Raw genomic sequence first — 22,228 nt, 5'->3', positions numbered from 1 at the left:
AGCGGCGCGCCGTGCGCCGGACCACCACCGACGAGGCGCCGAAGGTCCGCGTCCACGCCCTGGCCAAGGAGCTGGGCAAGACCTCCAAGGAGATCATCGAGGTCCTCGCGGGGCTCGACCTGAAGAAGGTCGCCCAGTCCACCCTCACCGTCGAGGAGGTGGAGCAGGTCAAGGCGGCGCTGCAGCCGCCGGCCCCGGATGAGGAGGTCATCCGCACCCGGGTGCGCAAGAATGTCGCCAACGAGATCTCCCAGATCGAGGAGAAGGTCGAGGCGGACCTCGCGGAGCTGCTCCAGGAGCAGCCGGAGGAGGATCTGTTGGAGGACATCGTCCCGGAGATCACCCCCAAGCCGACCGAGGAGACTGCCGTCGACCTCTTCGTTCCCCTCTTCATCGCCCCGGGCGACGAGGAGAAGGAGGAAACCGAGGACGAGGAGGAACCCGCTGCTTCTCGACGTCGCCGTCGCGGCCGCCGCGGCGCCGGCCGGGGCCGGGGGGCAGAGGAGGAGGTCGCCGAGGTGACCGAGGTGGCCGAATCGCCCTTGGTCGAGGACGACGTCGAGGAGGAAGAGGATCTCCCCGAGGAGCCCGTCGCCCTCAAGGGATCCACGCGCCTGGAATCGCAGCGCCGCCGCCGTGCGGAGCTGCGCGAGGAGGGGCGTCGTAAGAAGCACATCGTCACCCAGGCCGAGTTCCTGGCGCGCCGCGAGTCCGTCGCCCGCACCATGGTGGTGCGCGAGCGTCAGCGCCACGATCACCCCGGTGTGGTGACGCAGGTCGGCGTCCTCGAGGATGACCTGCTCGTCGAGCACTTCGTCACGTCCGAGGCGCAGGCCTCGATGATCGGCAACATCTACCTCGGCCGCGTGCAGAACGTCCTGCCGAGTATGGAGGCGGCGTTCATCGACATCGGCAAGGGCCGCAACGGCGTGCTCTACGCCGGTGAGGTCGACTGGAAGTCCGCCGGCCTCGGCGGCCGCAGCCGCCGCATCGAGCAGGCGCTGAAGTCCGGTGACCAGGTGCTCGTCCAGGTGAGCAAGGATCCCGTCGGACACAAGGGTGCCCGCCTGACCACCCAGATCTCCCTCGCCGGCCGCTACCTCGTCTACGTGCCCGGCGGCCGCAGTGCCGGTATCTCCCGCAAGCTGCCCGGGCCCGAGCGCAAGCGCCTCAAGGAGATCCTGGCCCGCGTCGTGCCGGGGCAGGGTGGGGCCATCATCCGCACCGCCGCGGAGAACGTGCCGGAGGAGGCCATCGCCGCGGACGTCGATCGCCTGCACCGCCTGTGGGAGGACATCCAGGCCCGCGCGGACAAGGAGATCAACTCCCGCGGTTCCAAGCCCGTCACCATGTACGAAGAGCCGGACATGCTGGTCAAGGTCGTCCGCGACCTCTTCAACGAGGACTTCACCTCGCTCATCGTCGACGGCGACCGCGCCTGGAACACCGTCCACGCCTACGTCCAGTCCGTCGCCCCCGACCTGCTCGACCGGCTGGAGAAGTACCGCCGCACCGAGCACGAGGGCCTCGACGCCTTCGCGCGTTTCCGCGTCGATGAGCAGCTGCAGAAGGCCCTCAACCGGAAGGTGTGGCTGCCCTCCGGCGGTTCCCTCGTCATCGACCGCACCGAGGCGATGACCGTCGTCGACGTCAACACCGGCAAGTTCACCGGCTCCGGCGGCAACCTCGAGGAGACCGTCACCCGCAACAACCTCGAAGCGGCCGAGGAGATCGTCCGCCAGATGCGCCTGCGCGACCTCGGCGGCATGATCGTCGTCGACTTCATCGACATGGTCCTGCCCGAGAACCAGGAACTCGTCCTGCGCCGCCTCAAGGAGGCCCTCGGCCGCGACCGCACGCGCCACCAGGTCTCCGAGGTCACCTCCCTCGGCCTCGTCCAGATGACCCGCAAGCGCCTGGGCACCGGCCTGCTGGAGACCTTCTCCACCGAGTGTGAGCACTGCGAGGGCCGCGGGATCATCCTCCACGAGGACCCCGTCGAGGAACCGGTGGAGATCGACGAGACCTCCCGCAAGCGGCCGCAGGAGCACCCCGCCGCCCGCGCCATGAAGCGCGAGGAGCCGGAGGAGGAGACCTCCGACATCGAGGAGCTCGCCGCCGCCGTGGTCGTCACCGAGGACGACACCGCTTCTCGACGCCGCCGTTCCCGCCGCGGCCGCCGCGGCACCAGCCGCGGGCGCGAGGTGGAGTCGGATTCGGTCTCCGAGATCGAGTCCATCGTCTCCGCCGCCCTCGACCACGCGGGCGCCGAGGACCCGGATGAGCCCACCGGCGCCGACTACGTGCCGGAGCGCAGCTTCCAGGACGCCGTCGCCGCCTTCGACGCCTCCCCGCGTCGCCGTCGCCGCACCCGCGGCAACTCCCGTTCGGACCACCGCCCGCAGCGCGAGGACTTCCCGGGCTCCGTGCCCAGCGGTCCCGTCGCGCAGGCGGAGGAGACCATGATCAAGGTCTCCGAGCATCCCGCGCCGGAGCCGGCCGCCGTCGAGGTCACACCGGTGAGCCGCAGCCGCGGCCGCCGTCGGGCCGTGCGTCGCACGACCACTCCCGCGGTGGAGCCGACGGTGCGGGAGACGGCTGTGGAGGAGGAGCGCGGCGTCGATAAGCGGGGCCGAGGCCGCCGCCGGGCGACGCGTCGGAGCAGCAGCCGTTAGTGGTGGTTTGTCTTTTGGCGCCCCGACGGGGTAGTCTTTGACAGTCGCTGTTTCGGGGATATTGCGCCGCCAGATCTTAGCAGGTCAGGTGCGCTGCTGCCCCGGAACGCAAGTGAAATACGTCCATTCAGGTGCGCGGTCGGCGGGCCTGACCCGAGTTTAGATAAGGGGTAACCCTCTATGTACGCGATCGTCAAGACCGGCGGCAAGCAGTACAAGGTTGCCGAAGGCGACCTCGTCAAGGTCGAGAAGATCGAGGGTGAGCAGGGCGCGTCCGTGGCTCTCACCCCGGTTCTGCTCGTCGACGGTGCCAACGTCACTTCCAAGTCCGAGGACCTCGCCAAGGTGAGCGTCGCTGCGGAGATCGTCGAGCACACCAAGGGCCCGAAGATCGACATTCTCAAGTACAAGAACAAGACCGGCTACAAGAAGCGCCAGGGTCACCGTCAGCCGCTGACGGTCATCAAGGTCACCGGTATCAAGTAAGCCAAGGAGGGTAACCAATGGCAACCAAGAAGGGTGCATCCAGCTCCAGCAACGGCCGCGACTCCGAGGCCAAGCGCCTCGGCGTGAAGCGTTTCGGTGGCCAGCAGGTCAAGGCCGGTGAGATCCTGGTCCGTCAGCGCGGCACCAAGTTCCACCCGGGCGAGAACGTCGGTCGCGGTGGCGACGACACTCTCTTCGCCCTCAAGGCCGGTGCCGTCGAGTTCGGCATCAAGCGCAACCGTCGCATGGTCAACATCGTCGAGAACGAAGCTGTGACCGTCGACGCCTAAGTCGAATGTCCCGGAGCCCGTCGCACCCGTACCAGGGGAGCGGCGGGCTCCGTGCTTTCCCCCGGTGAGGATCGCACCGCAACACGGCCGTGGACACGGGTCCGCGCTCGGGTTCCGGAGTGAACTTCACCCCGTCCCCTAGTCTGGGACAGTAACCCCACCTCCAGGAGGAAACCCATGTCCCGCTTCGTAGACCGCGTTGTCCTGCATCTGAGCGCCGGCGACGGCGGCCACGGCTGCGTCTCCGTCCACCGCGAGAAGTTCAAGCCGCTCGGCGGACCCGACGGCGGCAACGGCGGGCACGGCGGTGACATCATCCTCGAGGTGTCCCCCCAGGTGCACACGCTCATGGACTTCCACTTCCGCCCCCACCTCAAGGCGCCGCGCGGCGCCAACGGGGCCGGCCGCCACCGCCACGGCGCGCGGGGCGAGGACCTCGTGCTCGAGGTGCCGGTGGGCACGGTCGTCATGACGGAGGGCGGGGAGTTCCTCGCGGACCTCACGGTGCCGGGGACCCGCTTCATCGCCGCCGAGGGTGGCGTCGGAGGGCTGGGTAATGCGGCGCTGGCGTCGCATCGTCGAAAAGCACCGGGCTTCGCCCTCAAGGGCGAGGAAGGCGAGCAGCACGACCTCGTCCTCGAGCTGAAGACCATGGCCGATGTCGGCCTGGTGGGCTTCCCCTCGGCCGGCAAGTCCTCGCTCATCTCCGTGCTCTCGGCCGCGAAGCCGAAGATCGCCGACTATCCCTTCACCACCCTCGCCCCCAACCTGGGGGTGGTCAACGTCGGCCACGAGTCCTTCACGATGGCGGATGTCCCGGGCCTCATCCCGGGGGCCTCCGAGGGCAAGGGCCTGGGCTTGGACTTCCTGCGCCACATCGAGCGCACCTCCGTCCTCGTGCACGTGGTGGACACCGCCACCATGGACCCCGGGCGTGACCCCATCTCCGACATCGAGGCCCTCGAGGCGGAGCTGGCGGCCTACCAGTCCGTCCTCGACGAGGACCTCGGCCTCGGCGACCTCAAGGACCGCCCGCGCGTCGTCGTGCTCAACAAGGCGGACGTGCCGGAGGCCCTGGAGCTCGCGGAGTTCCTCAAGGAGGACCTGGAGGAGAAGTTCGGCTGGCCCGTCTTCATTGTCTCCGCCGTGGCGCACCAGGGCCTGGACCCGCTGAAGTACCACCTGCTGGAGACCGTGAAGAAGGATCGCCGCCGGCGCCCGAAGGTGGCCGTGGATACCGAGCACACCATCATCCGCCCGCAGGCCGTCGACGCCCGCCGCAAGGGTGAGCCCGAGTTCCGTGTCGAGGACGACCCGGAGTTCGAGGGTGCCTTCATCGTGCGCGGCGCGAAGATCGAACGGTGGATCAACCAGACGGACTTCGAGAACGACGAGGCCGTCGGCTACCTGGCGGACCGCCTGGCCAAGATCGGCGTGGAGGATGCGCTGCGAAAGGCCGGGGCCCGCGAGGGCGCTCAGGTGACCATCGGCGACGTGACCTTCGACTGGGAGCCCCTCACCGGGTCCGGCGTCGATCCGACCGTCGCCGGCCGCGGCCAGGACGCCCGCCTCATGTCCACGGAACGCACCTCGGCGGCCGAGCGCAAGCGCGCCTCCCAGGCCCGCCGTGGCCTCATCGACGAATTCGATTACGGAGACGGCGAGGAAGCGTCCCGCGAACGCTGGGAGGGCTAGCCTCCGGGCGGTTCGGTAGGCTGGTTGATCATGACGACGCCTTCCCACGGACTGCCCCTGTCCCCGTACCGGAATCATGACGACGACGTCGAGTTCCCGGCCCCGGCCGATTCCCTGGAGGAGGGTCCCGCGTTCGGCCACGAATCGTCGATGCGTTCGCACATCACCGAGGCCAAACGCGTGGTGGTCAAGATCGGATCCTCCTCGCTGACCAACGACGATTTCACCGTCGACCCGAACAAGATCAACCACATCGTCGACGCCCTCCAGGCCCGCATGGTCCGTTCCGACATCATCGTCGTGTCCTCCGGAGCCGTCGCCGCCGGCATGGGCCCGCTCGGACTGACGCAGCGCCCCACCGATCTGGCGACCAAGCAGGCCGCCGCCGCCGTGGGCCAGGTGCATCTCGCCCACGAGTGGGGGCGCTCCTTCGCCCGCTACCACCGCACCATCGGACAGGTGCTGCTCACCGCCTCCGACGCCGGCCGCCGCGACCGCGCCCGCAACGCCCAGCGCACCATCGACCGCCTGCGCCAGCTGCGTGCCATCCCCATCGTCAACGAGAACGACACCGTCGCCACCTCCGAGATGCGCTTCGGCGACAACGACCGCCTCTCCGCCATCGTGGCGCACCTCACCAGCGCGGATGCCCTGGTGCTGCTGTCGGACGTCGACGGCCTCTACGACCGCAACCCCGCCGAGCCTGACGCCCGCTTCATCTCCGAGGTGCGCACAGGCAAGGACCTCAAGGGCGTCGTCGCCGGTGACGGCGGTCTGGTGGGCACCGGCGGCATGGCCTCCAAGGTCTCCGCGGCGCGCCTCGCCTCCCGCGGTGGTGTGCCCGTCCTGCTCACCTCCGCCGACAACATCGGTCCCGCGCTCGACGACGCCTCCGTGGGCACCGTCTTCCACCCCCGCGAGGGCCGCCTCTCCGCCTGGAAGTTCTGGGCGCTCTATGCCGCGGACACCGGCGGTACCCTGCGACTCGACGACGGCGCCGTCAAGGCCGTCACCGCGGGCGGCACCTCCCTGCTCGCGGTGGGCATCACCGCGGTCGAGGGTGAGTTCCACGCCGGGGAGATCGTCGACATCATCGGCCCCGACGGCCAGGTCATCGGCCGCGGCGAGGTCGCCTACGACTCCGAGCAGCTCGTCGGCATGCTGGGCAAGCACACCGATGAACTCCCGGAGGGCCAGCGGCGCCCCGTCGTCCACGCGGACTACCTGTCGAACTACGCGTCGCGCCTGTAGATGAAGTTCTCCATGACGCCCGGCGAGTGGCCGGGGGTGATCGCCGAGGTCGCGGCCGCGGGGCACACCCACGTGCCGGTGGACGAGGCGGAGTTCCTCATCTACACCGGCGGCCCTCTGCCGGATCCGCTGCCCACCGGGATCAAGGCGATCCAGTTCGTGTTCTCCGGGGTCGACCGCCTGCTCGAGGCGGGGGACCTGCGTCCCGGGGTGCGCTGGGCGAATGCCGCCGGGGTGTACGGCCGCCCGGTGGCCGAGATCGCACTGACCCTGCTGTTGTCCCAGCTGCACCACGTCAAGACCGCCACCCTGGCCGGGTCGTTCCGGGCCCGCGGGCTCATCGACGCCGCACAGGGCTGGCTCATCGACGCCCCCACAATCGCCATCATCGGCGCCGGGGGCACCGCGGAGGCACTCATCCCCATGCTGCGGCCCTTCGGCGTGACCGTGGTGGCGGTCAACCGCTCCGGGAGGAAGGTCACGGGGGCTGATGAGACCTTCGCCCAGGCGGACGCCTCCCATGTGTGGGCCGAGGCCGACGCCTTCGTGCTGGCGGCGCCCCTCACGGAGGAGACCGTCGGTATGGTCGACGCCGCGGTGTTGGCCCGGATGCAGTCGCATGCGGTGATCGTCAACGTGGGGCGGGGAGAGCTCATCGTCACGGAGGACCTGGTCGCGGCGCTCCAGTCGGAGCAGATCGCCGGCGCCGCCCTCGACGTCACGGATCCGGAACCTCTGCCGGAAGACCATCCGTTGTGGCGCCTGCCCAACTGCACCATCACCCCGCACATCGCGGCGACCGGTCGGATGGCGCAGCGCATGATCGCCCCGCAGATCATCGCCAACATGGCGGCGCTGGCGGCGGGGGAGCGAATGCCGACTGAGGTGGACATCACGCGCGGCTACTGAGTTTCGGTAGCGTGGGCACATGAAGTTCGCCTTCCAGCCCCAGGAGTGGCCGGACGCCATCGCCGAGATCGAGGCCGCCGGTCACACATTCGTCCCCGACCTCGAGGACGCGGATTTCCTCGTGTTCAACGGCGGTCCCGACAAGTTCCCCGATCCGCTGCCCGCGAACATCCGCTACGTCCAGGCCACCTTCGCCGGCATCGACGCGCTCCATGAGGCCGGGCTCATCCGCCCCGGAGGGGTCCGGTGGGCCTGCGCCTCCGGGCTGTATGACGACACCGTCGCGGAGTCGACCATCGCCCTCCTGCTGGCCCAGATGCACATGCACAAGTTGATCACCCTGGCCGGGACGTGGTCGGTGCGGCGGGAGGTGGACAAGCGCAAGCAGTGGCTGTTCGACAACAAGACGGTCGCCATCATCGGCGCCGGGCGTATCGCGGTGAAACTCATCGAGATGCTCTCCGTCTTCGGGGTGAAGATCATTGCCGTCACCCGCTCGGGGCGCACGATTGACGGTGCCGACGAGTCCTACGCCATCGCCGACGCCGATCAGGTGTGGGGCCGGGCGGATGTCGTGGTGGTGCTCGCCCCACTCACCCCGGAGACCCGGCACATGATCAACAGGGACGTGTTCGAGCAGATGAAGCCGAGCGCCGTGGTGGTCAACGTCGCCCGCGGCCCGCTGATCCACACCGACGATCTCGTCGACGCCCTGCGCTCGGGCACCATCGCGGGAGCGGCACTTGATGTCACCGACCCGGAGCCCCTGCCCGATGACCATCCCCTGTGGGACATCGAGACGTGCATGATCACCCCGCACACGGCGAACACGTACACGATCATCCAGGAGAGGACTGGTCGGTTGGTCATCGACAACGCCGCCGCCTTCGAGGCAGGGGAGCGCATGCCGAACGAGGTGAACCTGGAGACGGGTTACTAGGCGCATCAGGACGCAGCCTGCTTCCGGGCACGGATACGCGCGCCGTTCGACCTTTGATGGGCGTGGGTCTCATTGAACTCGATGGGTTGCCCGGGCCCGGCCCTCCAGCCGACCCGGCCCGTGCTGGGACAGCGGACGAGGTGGCCACGTCTGCGGGTGTCGTCGTTGTCCCCATGGTGCGGACGACACGTCCCGGCGAGGTTGCCTATGTCGGTGGTGCCACCGTCCTCCCATGCTCGGAGGTGGTGGATGTCCAGGTGGATGCCCGCGGTGGTGCAGTTGCCGCAGGTGCACACCCCTTCCGCCGCGGCCAGCGCAATACGTTGCCAGAAGCTGGCCAGGCGTTTTCCTCTGCCCAGGGTGAGGGGTTGGCCGTCGGTGTCGTGGAGGACCATGACGTCGTACTGGGCGGCGCCCAGCCGGAGCAGGTCGACCGGGGTGAGGGTGTCGCCGGTGTTGGTGCTGAACTGCGAGTCGGCGGAGAGATCCTCGAGATCCTCCGCGGTGAGCGAGATGAGTACGGAGCCGACTCCGAAGCGCGAGGTCGTCTGGTTGAGGGCGGCGTGGTTCTGCAGGACCTTGATCAGCTGGTCCACGCGACGCTGACTGAGGGTGCGGGTCTCCAGGGTGTCCGGCGGCAGGTTTGCGCCGGCCTTCTCTCCCGCGGCCATCACGGCGGCGATCAAGGCCGCATCCGCGGCGGGGAGGTAGCCGGAGAGACGGCGCCCGCCGTCGGCATCGGGCTGCCCGAGGGAGATGGAGCGCTTCCGGTAAGCGGCAAGCGGGTCGCGGGCACCGGCACGGTTGGCTTTCGCCACACGATGGCGCAGCCAGTCACGCAGATCCTCGGGGCTGCGGTGCTCCGCCTCCCGGATCGCCTCACAGTGGATCTCCTCCCGGGAAGGGGAGGAACCCTCATTGAGGTTGGCCAGTTCGGCCTCAATGATGCGCAGCTGTTCGGCGGAGCGGGCGGCGGCCCTGCGACGGGCCTCCTCCTGGGCGAGGCGTCGCCTCTCCGCTTCCTCAGCGGCACGGCGCTCCTGCTCCTCACGGGCACGGCGCTGTTCCTCGCTCTCCTCCGGCTCCGGCGGTGGGGGCGGCGGCGGTGGGGGCGGCGGGGCGAAGAGCGAGCGGCCGGAACGCAGCCGGTCGAGGGCCTCGCGCTTCGACAGACCGAGTCTGCGGGTGAGGTATTCCAGTACGCGGGTGGAACCGACGCGCCGGCCGGCGTCGGCGCGCTCGGCCGCGAAGGCGAAGGCAGCATCCAGTGACGCCTTCCCCGCGATGACGGACTCGAGCTCCTCGAAAGAGTCTGCGATATCGTCGAAGGCGAGCGAACTCGGGTCTTCCATGACCTTGGAAAGGGCGGATAGTCCCGCCCGAACCTGTGCCACTGCCTGTTGGGTTGCGACCTTGGTGTCCACTGCTGAACCTCCCCCCGAAGACCTTTCTTCCTACCCCTGAATGTTTCGCTGTCATGTGCGAATCTACCGCCTGCAGGTTTCCGCGTCAACCCCAGTGTCGAAAAAGTTTGCGAAGAAACAGGCGGGCGTCGAGAAGCGAATTTCGCTACACTCGTTACCCATGACTGACACCCGCGCCACTGAACGTGAAGAAGTACTGACCAAGGCCCGTGCGGCCAAGGCTGTCGCCCCGGTTCTGGCGCAGCTGCCGTCGGCGAAGAAAAACGAGATTCTCCACGCGGCTGCCGATGCCCTCATCGCGCAGACGGATGACATCATCGCCGCGAACCAGCAGGACATTGATTCGGGCCGCGCCGAGGGCCTCACTGAGGCACTCATTGACCGTCTGTCCCTGGACGCCGCGCGCATCGAGGGTATCGCCGGAGGGCTGCGGCAGGTCGCTGGCCTGCAGGATCCGGTCGGCGAGGTGCTCACCGGTGGTGTCATGCCCAACGGCATCCAGATGCGACAGATCCGCGTCCCCCTCGGTGTCATGGGCATGGTCTACGAGGCCCGCCCGAACGTCACTGTCGACGCCTTCGGTCTGGCCCTGAAGTCGGGCAATGTGCCGCTGCTACGTGGTTCACGCACCGCCAAGCATTCCAACGCCAAGCTCGTGGAGATACTCCAGGATGTCCTCGCCGCGCACGACCTGCCGCGCGAAGCCGTGCAGCTGCTGCCCTGCGAATCTCATGATTCCGTGCAGGACCTCATCACCGCGCGCGGCCTGGTCGACGTGGTCATCCCGCGCGGCGGCGCCCGGCTCATCGAGACGGTCGTCACCAACGCCACCGTCCCGGCCATCGAGACCGGCACCGGCAACTGCCACTTCTACATCGACGCCGAGGGCGATCTCGAGCAGGGTATCGCCATGCTGCTCAACGGCAAGACCCGCCGCTGCTCGGTGTGCAACGCCACCGAGACGGTGCTTATCGACGCCGCCCTCGACAAGGCCGCCCAGCTCCGCATCATCGAGGCGCTGCAGGAGGCCGGCGTCACCGTCCACGGTGACGTCGCCGAGCTGGAGGCCTTCGGCGCGCAGGACATCGTCCAGGCCGACGAGACCGACTGGGGTGAGGAGTACCTCTCCATGGACATCGCAGCGAAGGTCGTTGACGGTGTCGAGGGGGCCATCGCGCACATCGCCCGCTGGACCACGGGCCACACCGAGGCGATCTCCACGTCGAACATCGCCACGGCGCAGAAGTTCGCCGACGAGGTCGACGCCGCAGCCGTGATGGTCAACGCCTCCACCGCCTTCACCGACGGCGAGCAGTACGGCATGGGCGCGGAGATCGGTATCTCCACCCAGAAGCTGCATGCGCGCGGTCCCATGGCACTGCCGGAGCTCACATCGACCAAGTGGATCCTGCAGGGAACGGGGCAGACGAGGCCGTAGTTTCCCGGCTATGCTTCATCTCCATGCGGGCATTCAGGAAATTGGCAGGCAGTGCAGTGGGGGCTGTCATGGTGGGAGCGGCCCTTCTGCATGCACCCTCGGCCCTGGCCGGGGCGCAGGACTGCCCCGCGGTGGCGGTTCTCGCCGCGCGCGGTAGCGACCAGAACGAGGAGCTCGCGCCCACGGTGTACTCGCCGGGATCCCCCTGGGTCTCCAACGGCTACGAGGAGCGCACCATCCGCGCTTTCCTCCATACAGCTGAATCCCGCCATCCGGGCCTGCTCCGCGATGTCCCCGTCGTCGCCCTCGATGCCCAGACCTATGCCGCGGAGCTGCCGTTGCCGGCCCTGGCGCGGGAGGACGAGGAGATCGCGCTGCCCGAGATGCTGGGCCGGGTGGGCGCCTTGCTGGCAGAGAACCCGGCGCACGTCATCGCGCACCGGGCGGCGACGGGCTTTGAGGCGAGCCTGCGCGGGGGCGTCGATAATGCGCTTGGCTTCGTTGACGCCTGGGAGGAGCGGACCGGATGTGCGCCGGGCTACATTCTCGTCGGCTATTCGCAGGGCGCGGCAGTGCTGAGTGCCCAGGAGCAGGCGCTCGCGGAGCGGGGCCAGCTGGTGGCGTCGCTCTACATGGGCAATCCGCTGCTCCGGCAGGGGGAGGGGCCCGTCGTGGGGCAACCGGCCCGCGGGGGCGGGATGATGTCGAGCATGCCGGCGGCGAACGCAACGGACAGCCAACGCCTCAACTACTGCAACACGGATGATTTCGCCTGTGATCTGACATCGAGCGCGGCCAACAAGGCGCTCTCCGGCGGCGGCGGGGTGCACACGCAGTACTACATGGATGCCCCCACCGAGAACGATGCGCAGGTGGCGGACACCTTCGCGGGCTGGATCAGGGGTTATACTTCGCGTCCATGACAGAGCGCATCGGTGTCATGGGTGGCACCTTCGACCCGATCCACCACGGGCACCTCGTCGCGGCCAGCGAGGTCGCGGACCGATTTCGCCTGGACCGGGTGATTTTCGTCCCCACGGGCCAGCCCTGGCAGAAGGCGGACAAGAAGGTCTCCCCGGCGGAGGACCGTTACCTCATGACGGTCATCGCCACGGCCTCCAACCCCCGTTTCCACGTTTCGCGCGTGGACATTGACCGCGGGGGTGACACGTACACCGTCGATACGCTCACTGACCTGCAGAAGCAGTACCCCGACGCGGACCTGTTCTTCATCACGGGCGCGGACGCCCTGCAGTCGATCCTCACGTGGCGCGACTGGGACAAGATGTTCGACCTCGCCGAATTCGTCGGCGTCACGCGGCCCGGCTACGAACTCACCGAGGAGATGCTGCCCGAGGCCCGGCAGGAGCGCGTGCATCTTATCGACGTCCCCGCGATGGCGATCTCGTCCACGGACGTTCGTCGTCGCGCGTCCGAGGGGCGTCCGGTCTGGTATCTGGTGCCGGACGGGGTGGTGCAGTACATCGCGAAGAATGATCTGTACTGACACCGGTGGCCGGTCCTGTGCGTAAACTAGGAAAAGTGCCCACTCCGTGGGAAACTTATATCTGATTTTGTGCATCAACACTGTGAAGGATCTCTGTGACTGTTTCTGACGAATCCCGCCGCCTGGCCACCATCGCGGCACTCGCCGCCGATGAGAAGCTGGCCCGTGACATCGCGGTCCTCGACGTCTCCGACGTCATGGCCATCACCGATGTCTTCGTCGTGGCCTCGGCGGACAACGAGCGCCAGGTCGGCGCCATCGTCGAAGAGGTCGAGGATGAGCTCACCAAGGCGGGCGTCGAGCCGAAGCGCCGCGAGGGCAACCGCGAGAACCGCTGGGTGTTGCTCGACTACGGCGGGCTGGTCGTCCACATCCAGCGCGACGCCGAGCGCGAGTTCTACGGACTCGACCGTCTCTACCGCGACTGCCCGCTCATCGAGATCGAGGGCCTGGAGGCGCCGGAGCGCCCGGGTTCCTGGACCGAGGATGACGTGGACACCCGCGCCGTACAGTCCATCGAGGACATCCCGCTGGCCGCCGAGGCGCCGGGCGACATCGACGAGGAGTACTGACCTCATGACACGCCGCCTGATTCTCATCCGTCACGGTCAGACCGACTACAACGCGACCCGTCGCATGCAGGGGCAGCTGGATACCCACCTGTCTGACCTGGGTCGGGAACAGGCGGCGCGCGCCGGGCAGGCGCTGGCCGGCGAGCCCATCACCCGTATCATCTCCTCCGACCTTTCCCGGGCCTTAGACACAGCGACGATCATCGCCGAGCAGCTCGGCCTGGAGGTCGAGCGGGACGAGCGCCTGCGGGAGACCCACCTGGGGGAGTGGCAGTCCCGCACCTCCGCCGAGGTGGATGAGGAGCTGCCCGGGGCCCGCGCGGCCTGGCGCCACGACGCCACCTGGGCGCCGCCCGGCGGCGAGTCCCGCGTGCAGGTGGCGGGCCGCGCCCGCCCCGTCATCGACGAGCTCATGCGTGACTACGGCGACTGGGACGGCAACGCCGTGCTCATCGTGGCGCACGGCGGCACCATCTCGGCGGTGACCTCCAGCCTCCTCGACCTCGAGGTGGGGATGTACCCCATGCTCTCGGGTCTGAAGAACACGCGCCGCTCCGAGCTCACGGCCCGCCCGCGTTACCAGCCGGGCAGCCGCGACGCCCTCGACGATGTCTCGCACGGCGTGGAGTCCGGCAACGGCGGCACGCAGGTCGGCGCGCCGGTGTTCACGCCCGACACGGTGGCCGACGCCCAGTGGTACCTCGACGGATGGAACATGGGATAGATGCCGGTACGTATCGTCACTGATTCTTCCGCCGGGCTTCCTTCCGACGTCGTCGAGGAACTCGGCATCACCGTCGTCGACCTGCACGTCATGGCCGACGGCGAGAACGCCTCCACGGCCGGTCTGTCCCCCCTCGAGCTCGTCGCGGCCTATGCCCGCCAGCTCGAGCGCGGCGGCGACGACGGCGTGCTCGCCCTCCACCTGGCCAAGGAGCTGTCCTCCACCTGGTCGGCGGCCGTGCAGGCGGCGGCGGTGTTCCCCGAGGAGCAGGTGAAGGTGATCGAGACCGGTTCCGTCGGCATGGCCGTCGGGGCCGCGGCGATGACCGCCGCCAAGCTCGCCTCTGAGGGCGCTGACCTGCAGACCTGCCACGACATCGCCGTGGACACCCTGGGGCGCGCCGCGACGTGGGTCTACCTCCACGGGATCGAGGACATCCGCCGTTCCGGTCGCATCTCCACCGGCACGGCCCTGTCCGCGACACTGCTGGCGACGAAGCCGATCATGTCGATCACGGGGGGCCGACTCGAGCTGGTGGGCAAGACCCGCACCCAGGAGAAGGCCTTCACCCGTCTGGTGGAACTGGTCATCGAGCGCGCCGAGGGCCGCCCCGTGTTCGTGGCCATCCAGCACAACGACGCCGCCGATTCCGCCGCGCACCTGGAGAACATGCTCGACGAGGTCCTGCCCGCCGGTTCCAGCCTCATGGCCCTGCCCATGGAGGCCACCCTCGCGGTGCACACCGGCGTGGGGGCCGTGGGCGTGTCGGCGGTGTTCATGTCACGTCCGGAGGATGTTGTCCCCAGTTAGGTGACAGCTCAACGGGGTTGTCCACAGGTCCGGGCGGTAGCGCTGTCCACGGGGTGGCACGGGCCCTAGCGTGAGGGGCATGAGCCCGCTTGATCGCCTGAAGGACCTCACCCGGCCCACCGGGGAAGAGACGCTTCTCGACGTCTCCTACCCCACCCCGCGCCTCCAGGTCACCGTCCGGCACGCCGTTCTGGCGGCGCTCATCGTCTGTGTTCTCGTCGCCGGCGGGCTGGCCTTCCAGTCCCGCGCCCCCGAGCCGGTGCCCGTGGATCTGCCCGCCGTCGGCCCGTCCGAGCAGCCTGCGGAGGAGCTGGTGGTCTCCGTGGTCGGGGCGGTCACCGAGCCGGGCCTGCTCACCCTCGCCCCCGGCTCCCGCGTCCACGATGCGTTGCAGCAGGTCACCCCGCTTCCCGACGCCGACCTCGTCTCCCTCAACCTTGCCCAGAAACTCACCGACGGCCAGCAGCTGGTGGTCCCCGCGGCAGGCGCCGCCCCCGCCGAGGTGGCGGGGAGCAGCGGAGTCTCCCTCAACTCCGCCTCCGCCACGGAACTGCTCGCGTTGCCGGGCGTTGGGCCGGCCACCGCCGCGGCCATCGTCGCGCACCGCGAAGCCAACGGTGCCTTCGGTGCCGTGGACGATCTCCTCCAGGTCAAGGGCATCGGCCCCGCCAAGATGGAGGCCCTCCGCGACCAGGTCACGCTGTGAGCGAACTGCGATTGGTGCCCGGGGCACTGCTGGTGTGGGCGGTGACCCTGGCGCTGCTCCAGGAGATCCCCGCCTTCCCCCTCCTCCTGCTCCCGCTGGCATTGCTGTGGTTCCGCCAGACCGGGCAGGCGGTGCTCACCGGGGTGCTGGGTGCGGTGGCGGCGGTCCTCGTGTGGTGGCGGCGTCGGCTCGCCGCGGGGTGGTCGGCGCCCGAGGAGGCGGTGGGCCGGGTGGTGGCCTCCGGGGCGGAGTACGTGCGGGTGGCGCTGCCGGGGCACCCCACCCCGCTGACCGTGTTCACCGAGGATGCTCCGGCCACCGGGACACACGTCCTGGTGCAGGCCAGCTGGTCGGAGGCGGGGCGCGCCGGGGTCGGGGAGGTGGTGGGCAACGGGGAGCTCCGCGAGGTGGTCGCGCCGCAGGGCATGGACGCCGTGGCCCTGAGCGTTCGGGAGGCCTTCCGGGAGAGCGTCGCGGAAACAGTGGGGGAGTCCTCCCGGGGCCTGGTGCCGGGGATGGTGCTCGGCGATGTGGGAGCGCAGTTGGAGGCGGAGACACAGCTCTACATCGACACCGGGCTCTCCCACCTCTCGGCCGTTTCCGGGGCGAACGTGGCCATCGTGACCTCCTTCGCCGTGATCACCTGCCGCCTGCTCACCCTGGGGCCGCGGATCCAGGTGGCGGCGGCCACCGGTGCGCTGCTCGGCTTCGTCGGTCTGGTCGGCACGGAACCCTCGGTTCTGCGGGCCGCAGTGACGGGCCTCGTGGGGCTCTTGGCGGTGGTCGGTTCGACCCGGCTGGAACCCATCCACGGGCTGTGCCTGGCGGTCATCGCGCTGTGTTTCTGGGATTCCGATCTCGCGGTGTCCTACGGCTTCGCCCTCTCCGTGGCCGCCACCGCCGGGATCATCGCCCTGCACCCTCTCCTGTTCCGCCCGCTGGCCCGCACGGGACTGCCGGAAATCGTCGTGCGGGCGCTGGCCGTGGCGATCAGCGCGGACATCGTCACCCTGCCGATCATCGCACTCATGGCGGGCGAGGTCTCCATCGTCTCCGTGCTGGCCAACGTCCTCGTCGCGCCGGCCGTCGCGCCCGTGACCGTGCTCGGGCTCATTGCCGCCGGACTCTCTCTTCTGCCCGGCCTGCTCGCCTGGCTGCCCCTCAAGCTCCTCGAGCCCTGCACCTGGTGGATCCACAGCGTCGCCGACTGGTGCGCGGGACTGCCGATCTCCACCATCCCCGCCGAACCGATGTGGGTGCTCATCGTCTACGGGTGGATCATCGCGGGCATCGTGGGTGGGCGACCGGCAGTGACGCTGGCGCTGTTGCTGGCGTGGTGGGCGTGGAACGCCGACTTCACCCGCCTGCCGCCGGAGGTCCCGGTGGAGAGTCTGCAGGTGCACGTCGTCCGGGAGGTGGAGGAGGTCGACACCGCCCCGCCGGGTACCCAGGTGATCATCGTCCGCGATCCCAGCGGCAGCCCCGCGACCCGCCCGACGATCACGCGCGAGGGCGTGCCCGTGCTCTTTCCGGAGCGCGACGGCCCGGTCACCCTCCACACCGACGGCTCCCAACATGCCCGGGACGGGAGGTTCTAGGATGGGCAGCATGTCTGTCGCGCCCGTGCATCTCATCCTCGGCGAAGAGGATTTCATCGGCGAACGCATCCGCCGCTCGATCCTCGATCAACTGCGCGCGACCGCCCCTGACCTCGAACTCACCGTCATGCGCGCCAACGAGGTCAGCGGGCCGGAGCTTATCGACGCCACCTCGCCCTCGCTCTTCGGCGAGGACCGGGCGGTCATCATCACCCACACCGAGGTGGCGGGCAAGGAGCCGAACGAGCTGCTCCTGGAGACCTGCCGGAACCCGGCCCCGGGGATCACCGTCATCATCCACCACACCGGCGGCGGACGGCAGAAGGCCATGGTGGCGAAGTACAAGAAGCTCGCCGAGGTGCACGAGGCGGCCCCGCTCAAGCCGAAGGACCGCCCCGGTTGGGTGACCAATGAGTTCCGGGCCCACGGGGTGCGCCCCACCCCGGATGTGATCCACGCGCTGCTGGAGGGCGTCGGTTCCGATCTCCGTGAACTCGCCTCGGCGGTCTCGCAGTTGGTGGCGGACACGGACGGGGACGTCACGGTCGAGACCGTGCGCGCCTACTACGAAGGGGTCGCCGAGGTCTCCGGCTTCGATATCGCCGATCTGGCCGTCACCGGGCAGACCGCCCGCGCGGTAGCCAGCTGCCGACGGGCCCTGCAGCTGGGCATGCACCCCGTCGCACTCGCTACGGCGCTGAGCATGAAGGTGGCCGGCATTGCGCGGCTGTATTCCACCCGGACCACCAACTACCAGGCTCTCGCGGGCCAGGTGGGGATGTCCCCGTGGATCGCGGAGAAGACCGCCAAGGTGGCCCGCCGCTGGACCGGGGACAACGTCTCCCGGGCCGTGATCCTCATGGCGGAACTCGACGCCGAGGTCAAGGGCCAGGGCGGCGATCCGGAGTTTGCCATCGAGCACGCCGTGCGGCGCGTCTCGGAACTCGCGGGTTAAAGTCAGTACATGACCGAGATTCCTGATGACGTGCGCGAGCTCGCTACGCGACTGTTCGACATGGCCCGTAACGGCGATGAGGCCCTGATCGAGTACCTCGACAACGGGGTCAGCCCGGACCTGGCCAACCAGGACGGCAACACCCTGCTCATGCTGGCCGCCTACGCAGGCCACGTGACTATCGTGCGGGCCCTCGTGGAGCGCGGGGCGGACGTGGAAAAGCAGAACAACCGCGGCCAGACGCCCCTGGCGGGTGCCGTGTTCAAGAAGTACGACGAGGTCGTCGATGTCCTCGTCGCGGCGGGTGCCGACCCTCACGCCGGTGCCCCCTCTGCCGTGGAGACCGCCCGGCTGTTCCAGATGCACGACGCACTGGTCAAGCTCGGCGCCTCGGAGTGAGCCTGGCGCAGTGGGCTGCGCTGCTCGTCCTCAACATCGCCGGGGCCGCCTCCCCAGGCCCTGACATCCTGCTGATCACCCGCACGGCGATCCGCTCGCGGCGCCATGCCGTGGCAACCGTGCTGGGTATCCAGGTCGGGGTGTTGTTCTGGTGCACCCTCACCGTCCTCGGGTTCGCGGCCCTGCTCAATGCTTTCCCGGCGCTGCTGGGATTTCTGCAGCTCATCGGCGGTGCCTGGCTGGTGTGGATGGGCTACGGCATGGTGTCCGGGGGATTGAGCGAGCGCAAGAACCCGCCCGGTGACCTGGAGGAGGCCGCCGCCCGGCTCGGACGCCTGCGTCACGCCTTCCTCCACGGCCTGACGACCAACCTCTCCAACCCGAAGATCGTGATGTTCCTCTCCGCGCTCATCGCCCCGCTGCTGCCGGCCTCCCCCTCGGTGGGACTGGCGATCGGCGTGGTGGCGATGTTGTCGATTTCGGCGATCATCCTTCAGATGGGCATGGCGCTGCTCGTGTCCACCCCGGCGATGCGCCGCAAGCTGCTGCGAGCGGGCCCGATGATCGACATCATCTCCGGCCTTTTCTTCATCGTCGCCGGAATTGTGTTGGTGTTCAACGGGGTGGAGGACCTGCAGGCGTAGCAACCGTTCGTGTGGGGCCTGATCTGGTCTGCGTTTCCCCAGGACGCCGACACCATGTCGCAGCCTCACACGAACCGTTACTCACCCGGGCACGAAAAAACCGGCTCCCCGCGGGGAACCGGTTCTCTCAGAAACGACAGGAAGTGCCTTAGCCGAGCTTGTTGAAAGCCAGGGCCATGGAGGACTTCTTGTTGGCGGCGTTGTTGCGGTGGAACACGCCCTTGGTCACAGCCTTGTCCAGTGCGCGGCAAGCGGTGCGCAGCTGAGCCTCGGCAGCAGCCTTGTCGCCGGCCTCGATGGTCTCGCGGAACTTGCGGATCTCGGTGCGGACGGCGGAGCGGACAGCCTGGTTGCGGACGCGTGCCTTCTCGTTGGTGAGATTGCGCTTCATCTGGGACTTGATGTTTGCCATGAAAGATACCTCTTGGTCTCGAAGAAAAATGGTGTCGGTAACCCACCAGCGGACATGTCCCGTGATCGCCTGACCTGCAGTGATCACTCGGCGTCGGTGTTCGAAGAACGGACCCAAGGTCCTGTCCGTCCCGACCGGCGCGCCCGGAAGTGAATAACAGGTCAGCACCTTACCAGCCCGACCAGCGCGAACCCAAATACCTATCCCCAGCGATAGGTGCTGCGCAGGCGGTTGGCGATGCGCTCGAAACGGCGCTGCGGGAACAGCGCCCCCTGGCGGCGCACGCCCTGCTCGGAGACCTCGAGGACGCGGTCCAGGCGGATCCAGCACTGGCGGCCGGAGGCATCCCATTCGCCGGCGCCGATGTCGAGCCAGGATTCGGCCCCGGCGTGCTGCGGATTGGGGGAGATGAGCAGGCCGAGGATGGTGTGTCGGTCGCGGCCGACGACAAGCATGGCGCGTTCGCGCGGTGGCATGTCGGGGCCGTCGGAGGGGGCCCAGATCCACACGACCTCGCCGGGTTCGGCCTGGCCGTCCATGTCGGGCGCGTAGTAGATGTTGCGGCTCATGCGCTCGGTGGCTTCGACGCGGATGGCGGAGGCGGCGGCGCGGACAACTTCGGGGCGGAAGTCGGTCTGCAGCCCCAGGCGTTCGTTGATGCGGGTCAGGCCGGAATCCAGGGGGGAGTGCGTTGGTCCGATGAGGGCCTGGCGGAGGCGGTCGAGGAGGGAGGGGCGGGGCAGCGCGGGGTGGTGGATGCCGCGACCGTTGCCGTTGCTGCCCATGTTTCCTCCCGGGTGGTTCTTTGTCGTACCAGTGTAGTGCGGGTGTCGGTCGGGAATCCAGGTCACTTAAGTATTGGGGGCGCGTTCGGTAGAGTGGGGGAGTCATACCAGAAGGGAAGCCCCACCTCACATGCCGAAGAACTTCGCGGAGCAGACGTTCACCGATCCGGCCCGGATCCGTAATTTCTGCATTATCGCCCACATCGACCACGGTAAGTCGACGCTGGCTGACCGCATCCTGCAGCTCTCCAACGTCGTCGAGGCCCGCGACATGCGTGACCAGTACCTCGACAACATGGATATCGAGCGCGAGCGTGGCATCACCATCAAGGCGCAGAACGTGCGCCTGCCGTGGGTTCCGCAGACGGGTGAGTACGCGGGGCAGGAGATCGTCATGCAGATGATCGACACCCCGGGCCACGTCGACTTCACCTACGAGGTCTCCCGAGCGCTTGAGGCGTGTGAGGGCGCGATCCTGCTGGTCGACGCCGCGCAGGGCATCGAAGCCCAGACGCTGGCGAACCTCTACATGGCGATGGACAAGAATCTGGAGATCATCCCGGTCCTCAACAAGATCGACCTGCCGGCGGCGGACCCGGACAAGTACGCCCTCGAGGTGGCCAACATCATCGGCTGTGAGCCGGAGGACGTGCTGCGCGTGTCCGGTAAGACCGGGCAGGGCGTCCCGGAGCTGCTGGACAAGGTCGTCGAGCTCATTCCGGCCCCGACCTCCGCGCACGGTGCCGACGCCCCCGCCCGCGCCATGATCTTCGACTCCGTCTACGACACCTACCGCGGCGTGGTCACCTACATCCGCATGATGGACGGCAAGCTCACCCCGCGCCAGCGCCTGAAGATGATGTCCACCGGCGCGCACCATGAGCTCCTGGAGATCGGTATCGTTTCACCGACGCCGAAGAAGTGCGCGGGCCTGGGCCCGGGTGAGGTCGGCTACCTCATCACCGGTGTGAAGGACGTGCGTCAGTCGAAGGTCGGCGACACCGTGACCTGGGCGGAGAAGGGCGCCACCGAGGCGCTGCAGGGCTACGCCGAGCCGAAGCCGATGGTCTACTCGGGGCTGTTCCCCATCTCCCAGGCCGATTTCCCGGCGCTGCGCGAGGCCCTGGAGAAGCTGCAGCTTAACGACGCCTCCCTCACCTGGGAGCCGGAGACCTCCGTGGCCCTGGGCTTCGGTTTCCGCTGTGGCTTCCTCGGCCTGCTGCACATGGAGATCACCCGCGACCGCCTGGAGCGCGAGTTCGACCTCGATCTCATCTCCACCTCCCCGTCGGTGGACTACCGCGTCATCGCGGAGGACGGCACCGAGCACCACGTGCACAACCCCTCGGACTGGCCGGGCGGCAAGCTGCAGGAGATCTACGAGCCGATGGTCAACGTCACCATCATCGTGCCCAGCGAGTTCGTCGGCTCCACCATGGAGCTGTGCCAGTCCAAGCGCGGTGAGATGAAGAACATGGACTACCTGTCCGAGGACCGCGTCGAGCTGCGCTACCGCATGCCGCTCGGTGAGATCATCTTCGACTTCTTCGACATGCTCAAGTCCCGCACCAAGGGTTATGCCTCCCTCAACTACGAGGAGGACGGCGAGCAGACGGCGGACCTGGTCAAGGTGGACATTCTGCTGCAGGGTGAGCCTGTTGACGCCTTCTCGGCGATCGTCCACAGGGACAACGCCCAGTGGTACGGCAACAAGATGACGGTGAAGCTCAAGGAGCTCATCCCGCGTCAGCAGTTCGAGGTGCCCGTCCAGGCCGCCATCGGCTCGAAGGTCATCGCGCGTGAGAACATCCGCGCCCTGCGCAAGGACGTTCTGGCCAAGTGCTACGGCGGCGACATCTCCCGAAAGCGCAAGCTCCTGGAGAAGCAGAAGGCCGGCAAGAAGCGCATGAAGAACATCGGTTCTGTCTCCGTGCCGCAGGAAGCCTTCGTCGCCGCGCTGTCGACGGACGGCGACTAAAAAGAAGCTGCTTATCGACGCCCCGGTGAC

The 22,228-nt window shown here is 68.4% G+C and carries 22 protein-coding genes; 19 read left to right on the top strand and 3 right to left on the bottom strand.

Annotation, left to right across the window (positions count from 1 at the left end):
- Positions 1-11 precede the first annotated feature (11 nt).
- From ACFPUZ_RS02695 to ACFPUZ_RS02665, 7 genes are all read left to right on the top strand, one after another.
- Positions 12-2,675, top strand: a complete 2,664-nt coding sequence (locus ACFPUZ_RS02695; protein ID WP_376999966.1) for a translation initiation factor IF-2 N-terminal domain-containing protein — start codon at positions 12-14, stop codon at positions 2,673-2,675.
- Positions 2,676-2,855: 180 nt separating this feature from the next.
- The gene (gene rplU / locus ACFPUZ_RS02690) at positions 2,856-3,161 is read left to right on the top strand and encodes a 50S ribosomal protein L21 (protein WP_085548358.1); all 306 of its coding nucleotides are present in this window, start codon (positions 2,856-2,858) and stop codon (positions 3,159-3,161) included.
- A 17-nt stretch (positions 3,162-3,178) separates the two neighbouring features.
- Positions 3,179-3,451, top strand: a complete 273-nt coding sequence (gene rpmA / locus ACFPUZ_RS02685) for a 50S ribosomal protein L27 (protein ID WP_291339770.1) — start codon at positions 3,179-3,181, stop codon at positions 3,449-3,451.
- A 177-nt stretch (positions 3,452-3,628) separates the two neighbouring features.
- The gene (gene obgE / locus ACFPUZ_RS02680; protein WP_376999616.1) at positions 3,629-5,146 is read left to right on the top strand and encodes a GTPase ObgE; all 1,518 of its coding nucleotides are present in this window, start codon (positions 3,629-3,631) and stop codon (positions 5,144-5,146) included.
- Positions 5,147-5,176: 30 nt separating this feature from the next.
- Complete coding sequence (proB, locus tag ACFPUZ_RS02675) at positions 5,177-6,397, top strand: glutamate 5-kinase (protein ID WP_376999614.1); 1,221 nt, start codon at positions 5,177-5,179, stop codon at positions 6,395-6,397.
- Entirely contained in the window at positions 6,398-7,306 is a 909-nt protein-coding gene (locus tag ACFPUZ_RS02670) for a D-isomer specific 2-hydroxyacid dehydrogenase family protein (RefSeq protein WP_376999612.1), read from the top strand.
- A gap of 19 nt (positions 7,307-7,325) precedes the next feature.
- Positions 7,326-8,246 carry a D-isomer specific 2-hydroxyacid dehydrogenase family protein gene (locus ACFPUZ_RS02665; RefSeq protein ID WP_376999610.1) on the top strand — a complete coding sequence of 307 codons (921 nt, stop codon included), beginning with the start codon at positions 7,326-7,328 and terminating at the stop codon, positions 8,244-8,246.
- A 5-nt stretch (positions 8,247-8,251) separates the two neighbouring features.
- Here ACFPUZ_RS02665 and ACFPUZ_RS02660 read toward each other — a convergent pair whose 3' ends face one another.
- A complete protein-coding gene (locus ACFPUZ_RS02660) occupies positions 8,252-9,598 on the bottom strand; it encodes an HNH endonuclease signature motif containing protein (RefSeq protein WP_376999608.1) in 1,347 nt (448 codons plus the stop codon).
- 232 nt (positions 9,599-9,830) lie between these two features.
- On the opposite strand from ACFPUZ_RS02660, the gene ACFPUZ_RS02655 reads away from it, so the two are divergent.
- From ACFPUZ_RS02655 to ACFPUZ_RS02605, 11 genes are all read left to right on the top strand, one after another.
- Positions 9,831-11,108 (top strand): glutamate-5-semialdehyde dehydrogenase, encoded by a 1,278-nt coding sequence (locus ACFPUZ_RS02655; protein ID WP_376999606.1) that lies wholly within the window; start codon positions 9,831-9,833, stop codon positions 11,106-11,108.
- 68 nt (positions 11,109-11,176) lie between these two features.
- Complete coding sequence (locus ACFPUZ_RS02650) at positions 11,177-12,031, top strand: cutinase family protein (protein WP_376999604.1); 855 nt, start codon at positions 11,177-11,179, stop codon at positions 12,029-12,031.
- Positions 12,028-12,615, top strand: coding sequence for a nicotinate-nucleotide adenylyltransferase (nadD, locus tag ACFPUZ_RS02645; RefSeq protein ID WP_376999602.1), 588 nt, complete (start codon positions 12,028-12,030; stop codon positions 12,613-12,615). Before ACFPUZ_RS02650 ends, nadD begins: the two co-directional genes overlap by 4 nt.
- Positions 12,616-12,710: 95 nt before the next feature.
- Positions 12,711-13,187 (top strand): ribosome silencing factor, encoded by a 477-nt coding sequence (rsfS, locus tag ACFPUZ_RS02640; protein WP_376999600.1) that lies wholly within the window; start codon positions 12,711-12,713, stop codon positions 13,185-13,187.
- 4 nt (positions 13,188-13,191) lie between these two features.
- Positions 13,192-13,911, top strand: a complete 720-nt coding sequence (locus ACFPUZ_RS02635; RefSeq protein WP_376999599.1) for a histidine phosphatase family protein — start codon at positions 13,192-13,194, stop codon at positions 13,909-13,911.
- Positions 13,912-14,721, top strand: coding sequence for a DegV family protein (locus ACFPUZ_RS02630; protein WP_376999597.1), 810 nt, complete (start codon positions 13,912-13,914; stop codon positions 14,719-14,721). It begins immediately after the preceding gene.
- A 79-nt stretch (positions 14,722-14,800) separates the two neighbouring features.
- Positions 14,801-15,427, top strand: a complete 627-nt coding sequence (locus tag ACFPUZ_RS02625) for a helix-hairpin-helix domain-containing protein (protein ID WP_376999595.1) — start codon at positions 14,801-14,803, stop codon at positions 15,425-15,427.
- Positions 15,424-17,025 (top strand): ComEC/Rec2 family competence protein, encoded by a 1,602-nt coding sequence (locus ACFPUZ_RS02620; RefSeq protein ID WP_376999593.1) that lies wholly within the window; start codon positions 15,424-15,426, stop codon positions 17,023-17,025. The genes ACFPUZ_RS02625 and ACFPUZ_RS02620 overlap by 4 nt, the downstream gene beginning before the upstream one ends.
- Before the next feature lie 10 nt (positions 17,026-17,035).
- On the top strand, positions 17,036-17,980 hold the full coding sequence (holA, locus tag ACFPUZ_RS02615) for a DNA polymerase III subunit delta (RefSeq protein ID WP_376999591.1): 945 nt from the start codon (positions 17,036-17,038) through the stop codon (positions 17,978-17,980).
- 9 nt (positions 17,981-17,989) lie between these two features.
- Positions 17,990-18,379 (top strand): ankyrin repeat domain-containing protein, encoded by a 390-nt coding sequence (locus tag ACFPUZ_RS02610; RefSeq protein ID WP_376999589.1) that lies wholly within the window; start codon positions 17,990-17,992, stop codon positions 18,377-18,379.
- The gene (locus tag ACFPUZ_RS02605; protein WP_376999587.1) at positions 18,376-19,023 is read left to right on the top strand and encodes a LysE family translocator; all 648 of its coding nucleotides are present in this window, start codon (positions 18,376-18,378) and stop codon (positions 19,021-19,023) included. The genes ACFPUZ_RS02610 and ACFPUZ_RS02605 overlap by 4 nt, the downstream gene beginning before the upstream one ends.
- Before the next feature lie 148 nt (positions 19,024-19,171).
- On the opposite strand, the gene rpsT is transcribed toward ACFPUZ_RS02605, so the two are convergent.
- Together rpsT and ACFPUZ_RS02595 are read right to left on the bottom strand one after the other, a co-directional pair.
- Positions 19,172-19,435 carry a 30S ribosomal protein S20 gene (rpsT, locus tag ACFPUZ_RS02600; RefSeq protein WP_376999585.1) on the bottom strand — a complete coding sequence of 88 codons (264 nt, stop codon included), beginning with the start codon at positions 19,433-19,435 and terminating at the stop codon, positions 19,172-19,174.
- 200 nt (positions 19,436-19,635) lie between these two features.
- Entirely contained in the window at positions 19,636-20,220 is a 585-nt protein-coding gene (locus ACFPUZ_RS02595; protein WP_376999583.1) for a type II toxin-antitoxin system PemK/MazF family toxin, read from the bottom strand.
- A gap of 130 nt (positions 20,221-20,350) precedes the next feature.
- Between ACFPUZ_RS02595 and lepA the strand changes: the two genes are divergently transcribed.
- Positions 20,351-22,198 carry a translation elongation factor 4 gene (gene lepA, locus ACFPUZ_RS02590; protein WP_376999581.1) on the top strand — a complete coding sequence of 616 codons (1,848 nt, stop codon included), beginning with the start codon at positions 20,351-20,353 and terminating at the stop codon, positions 22,196-22,198.
- The last annotated feature ends 30 nt before the right edge of the window (positions 22,199-22,228 follow it).

The sequence above is a fragment of the Corynebacterium nasicanis genome (genome assembly GCF_042658165.1).
Lineage (GTDB): Bacteria > Actinomycetota > Actinomycetes > Mycobacteriales > Mycobacteriaceae > Corynebacterium > Corynebacterium nasicanis.
This window is presented reverse-complemented; position numbering and strand designations above follow the sequence as displayed.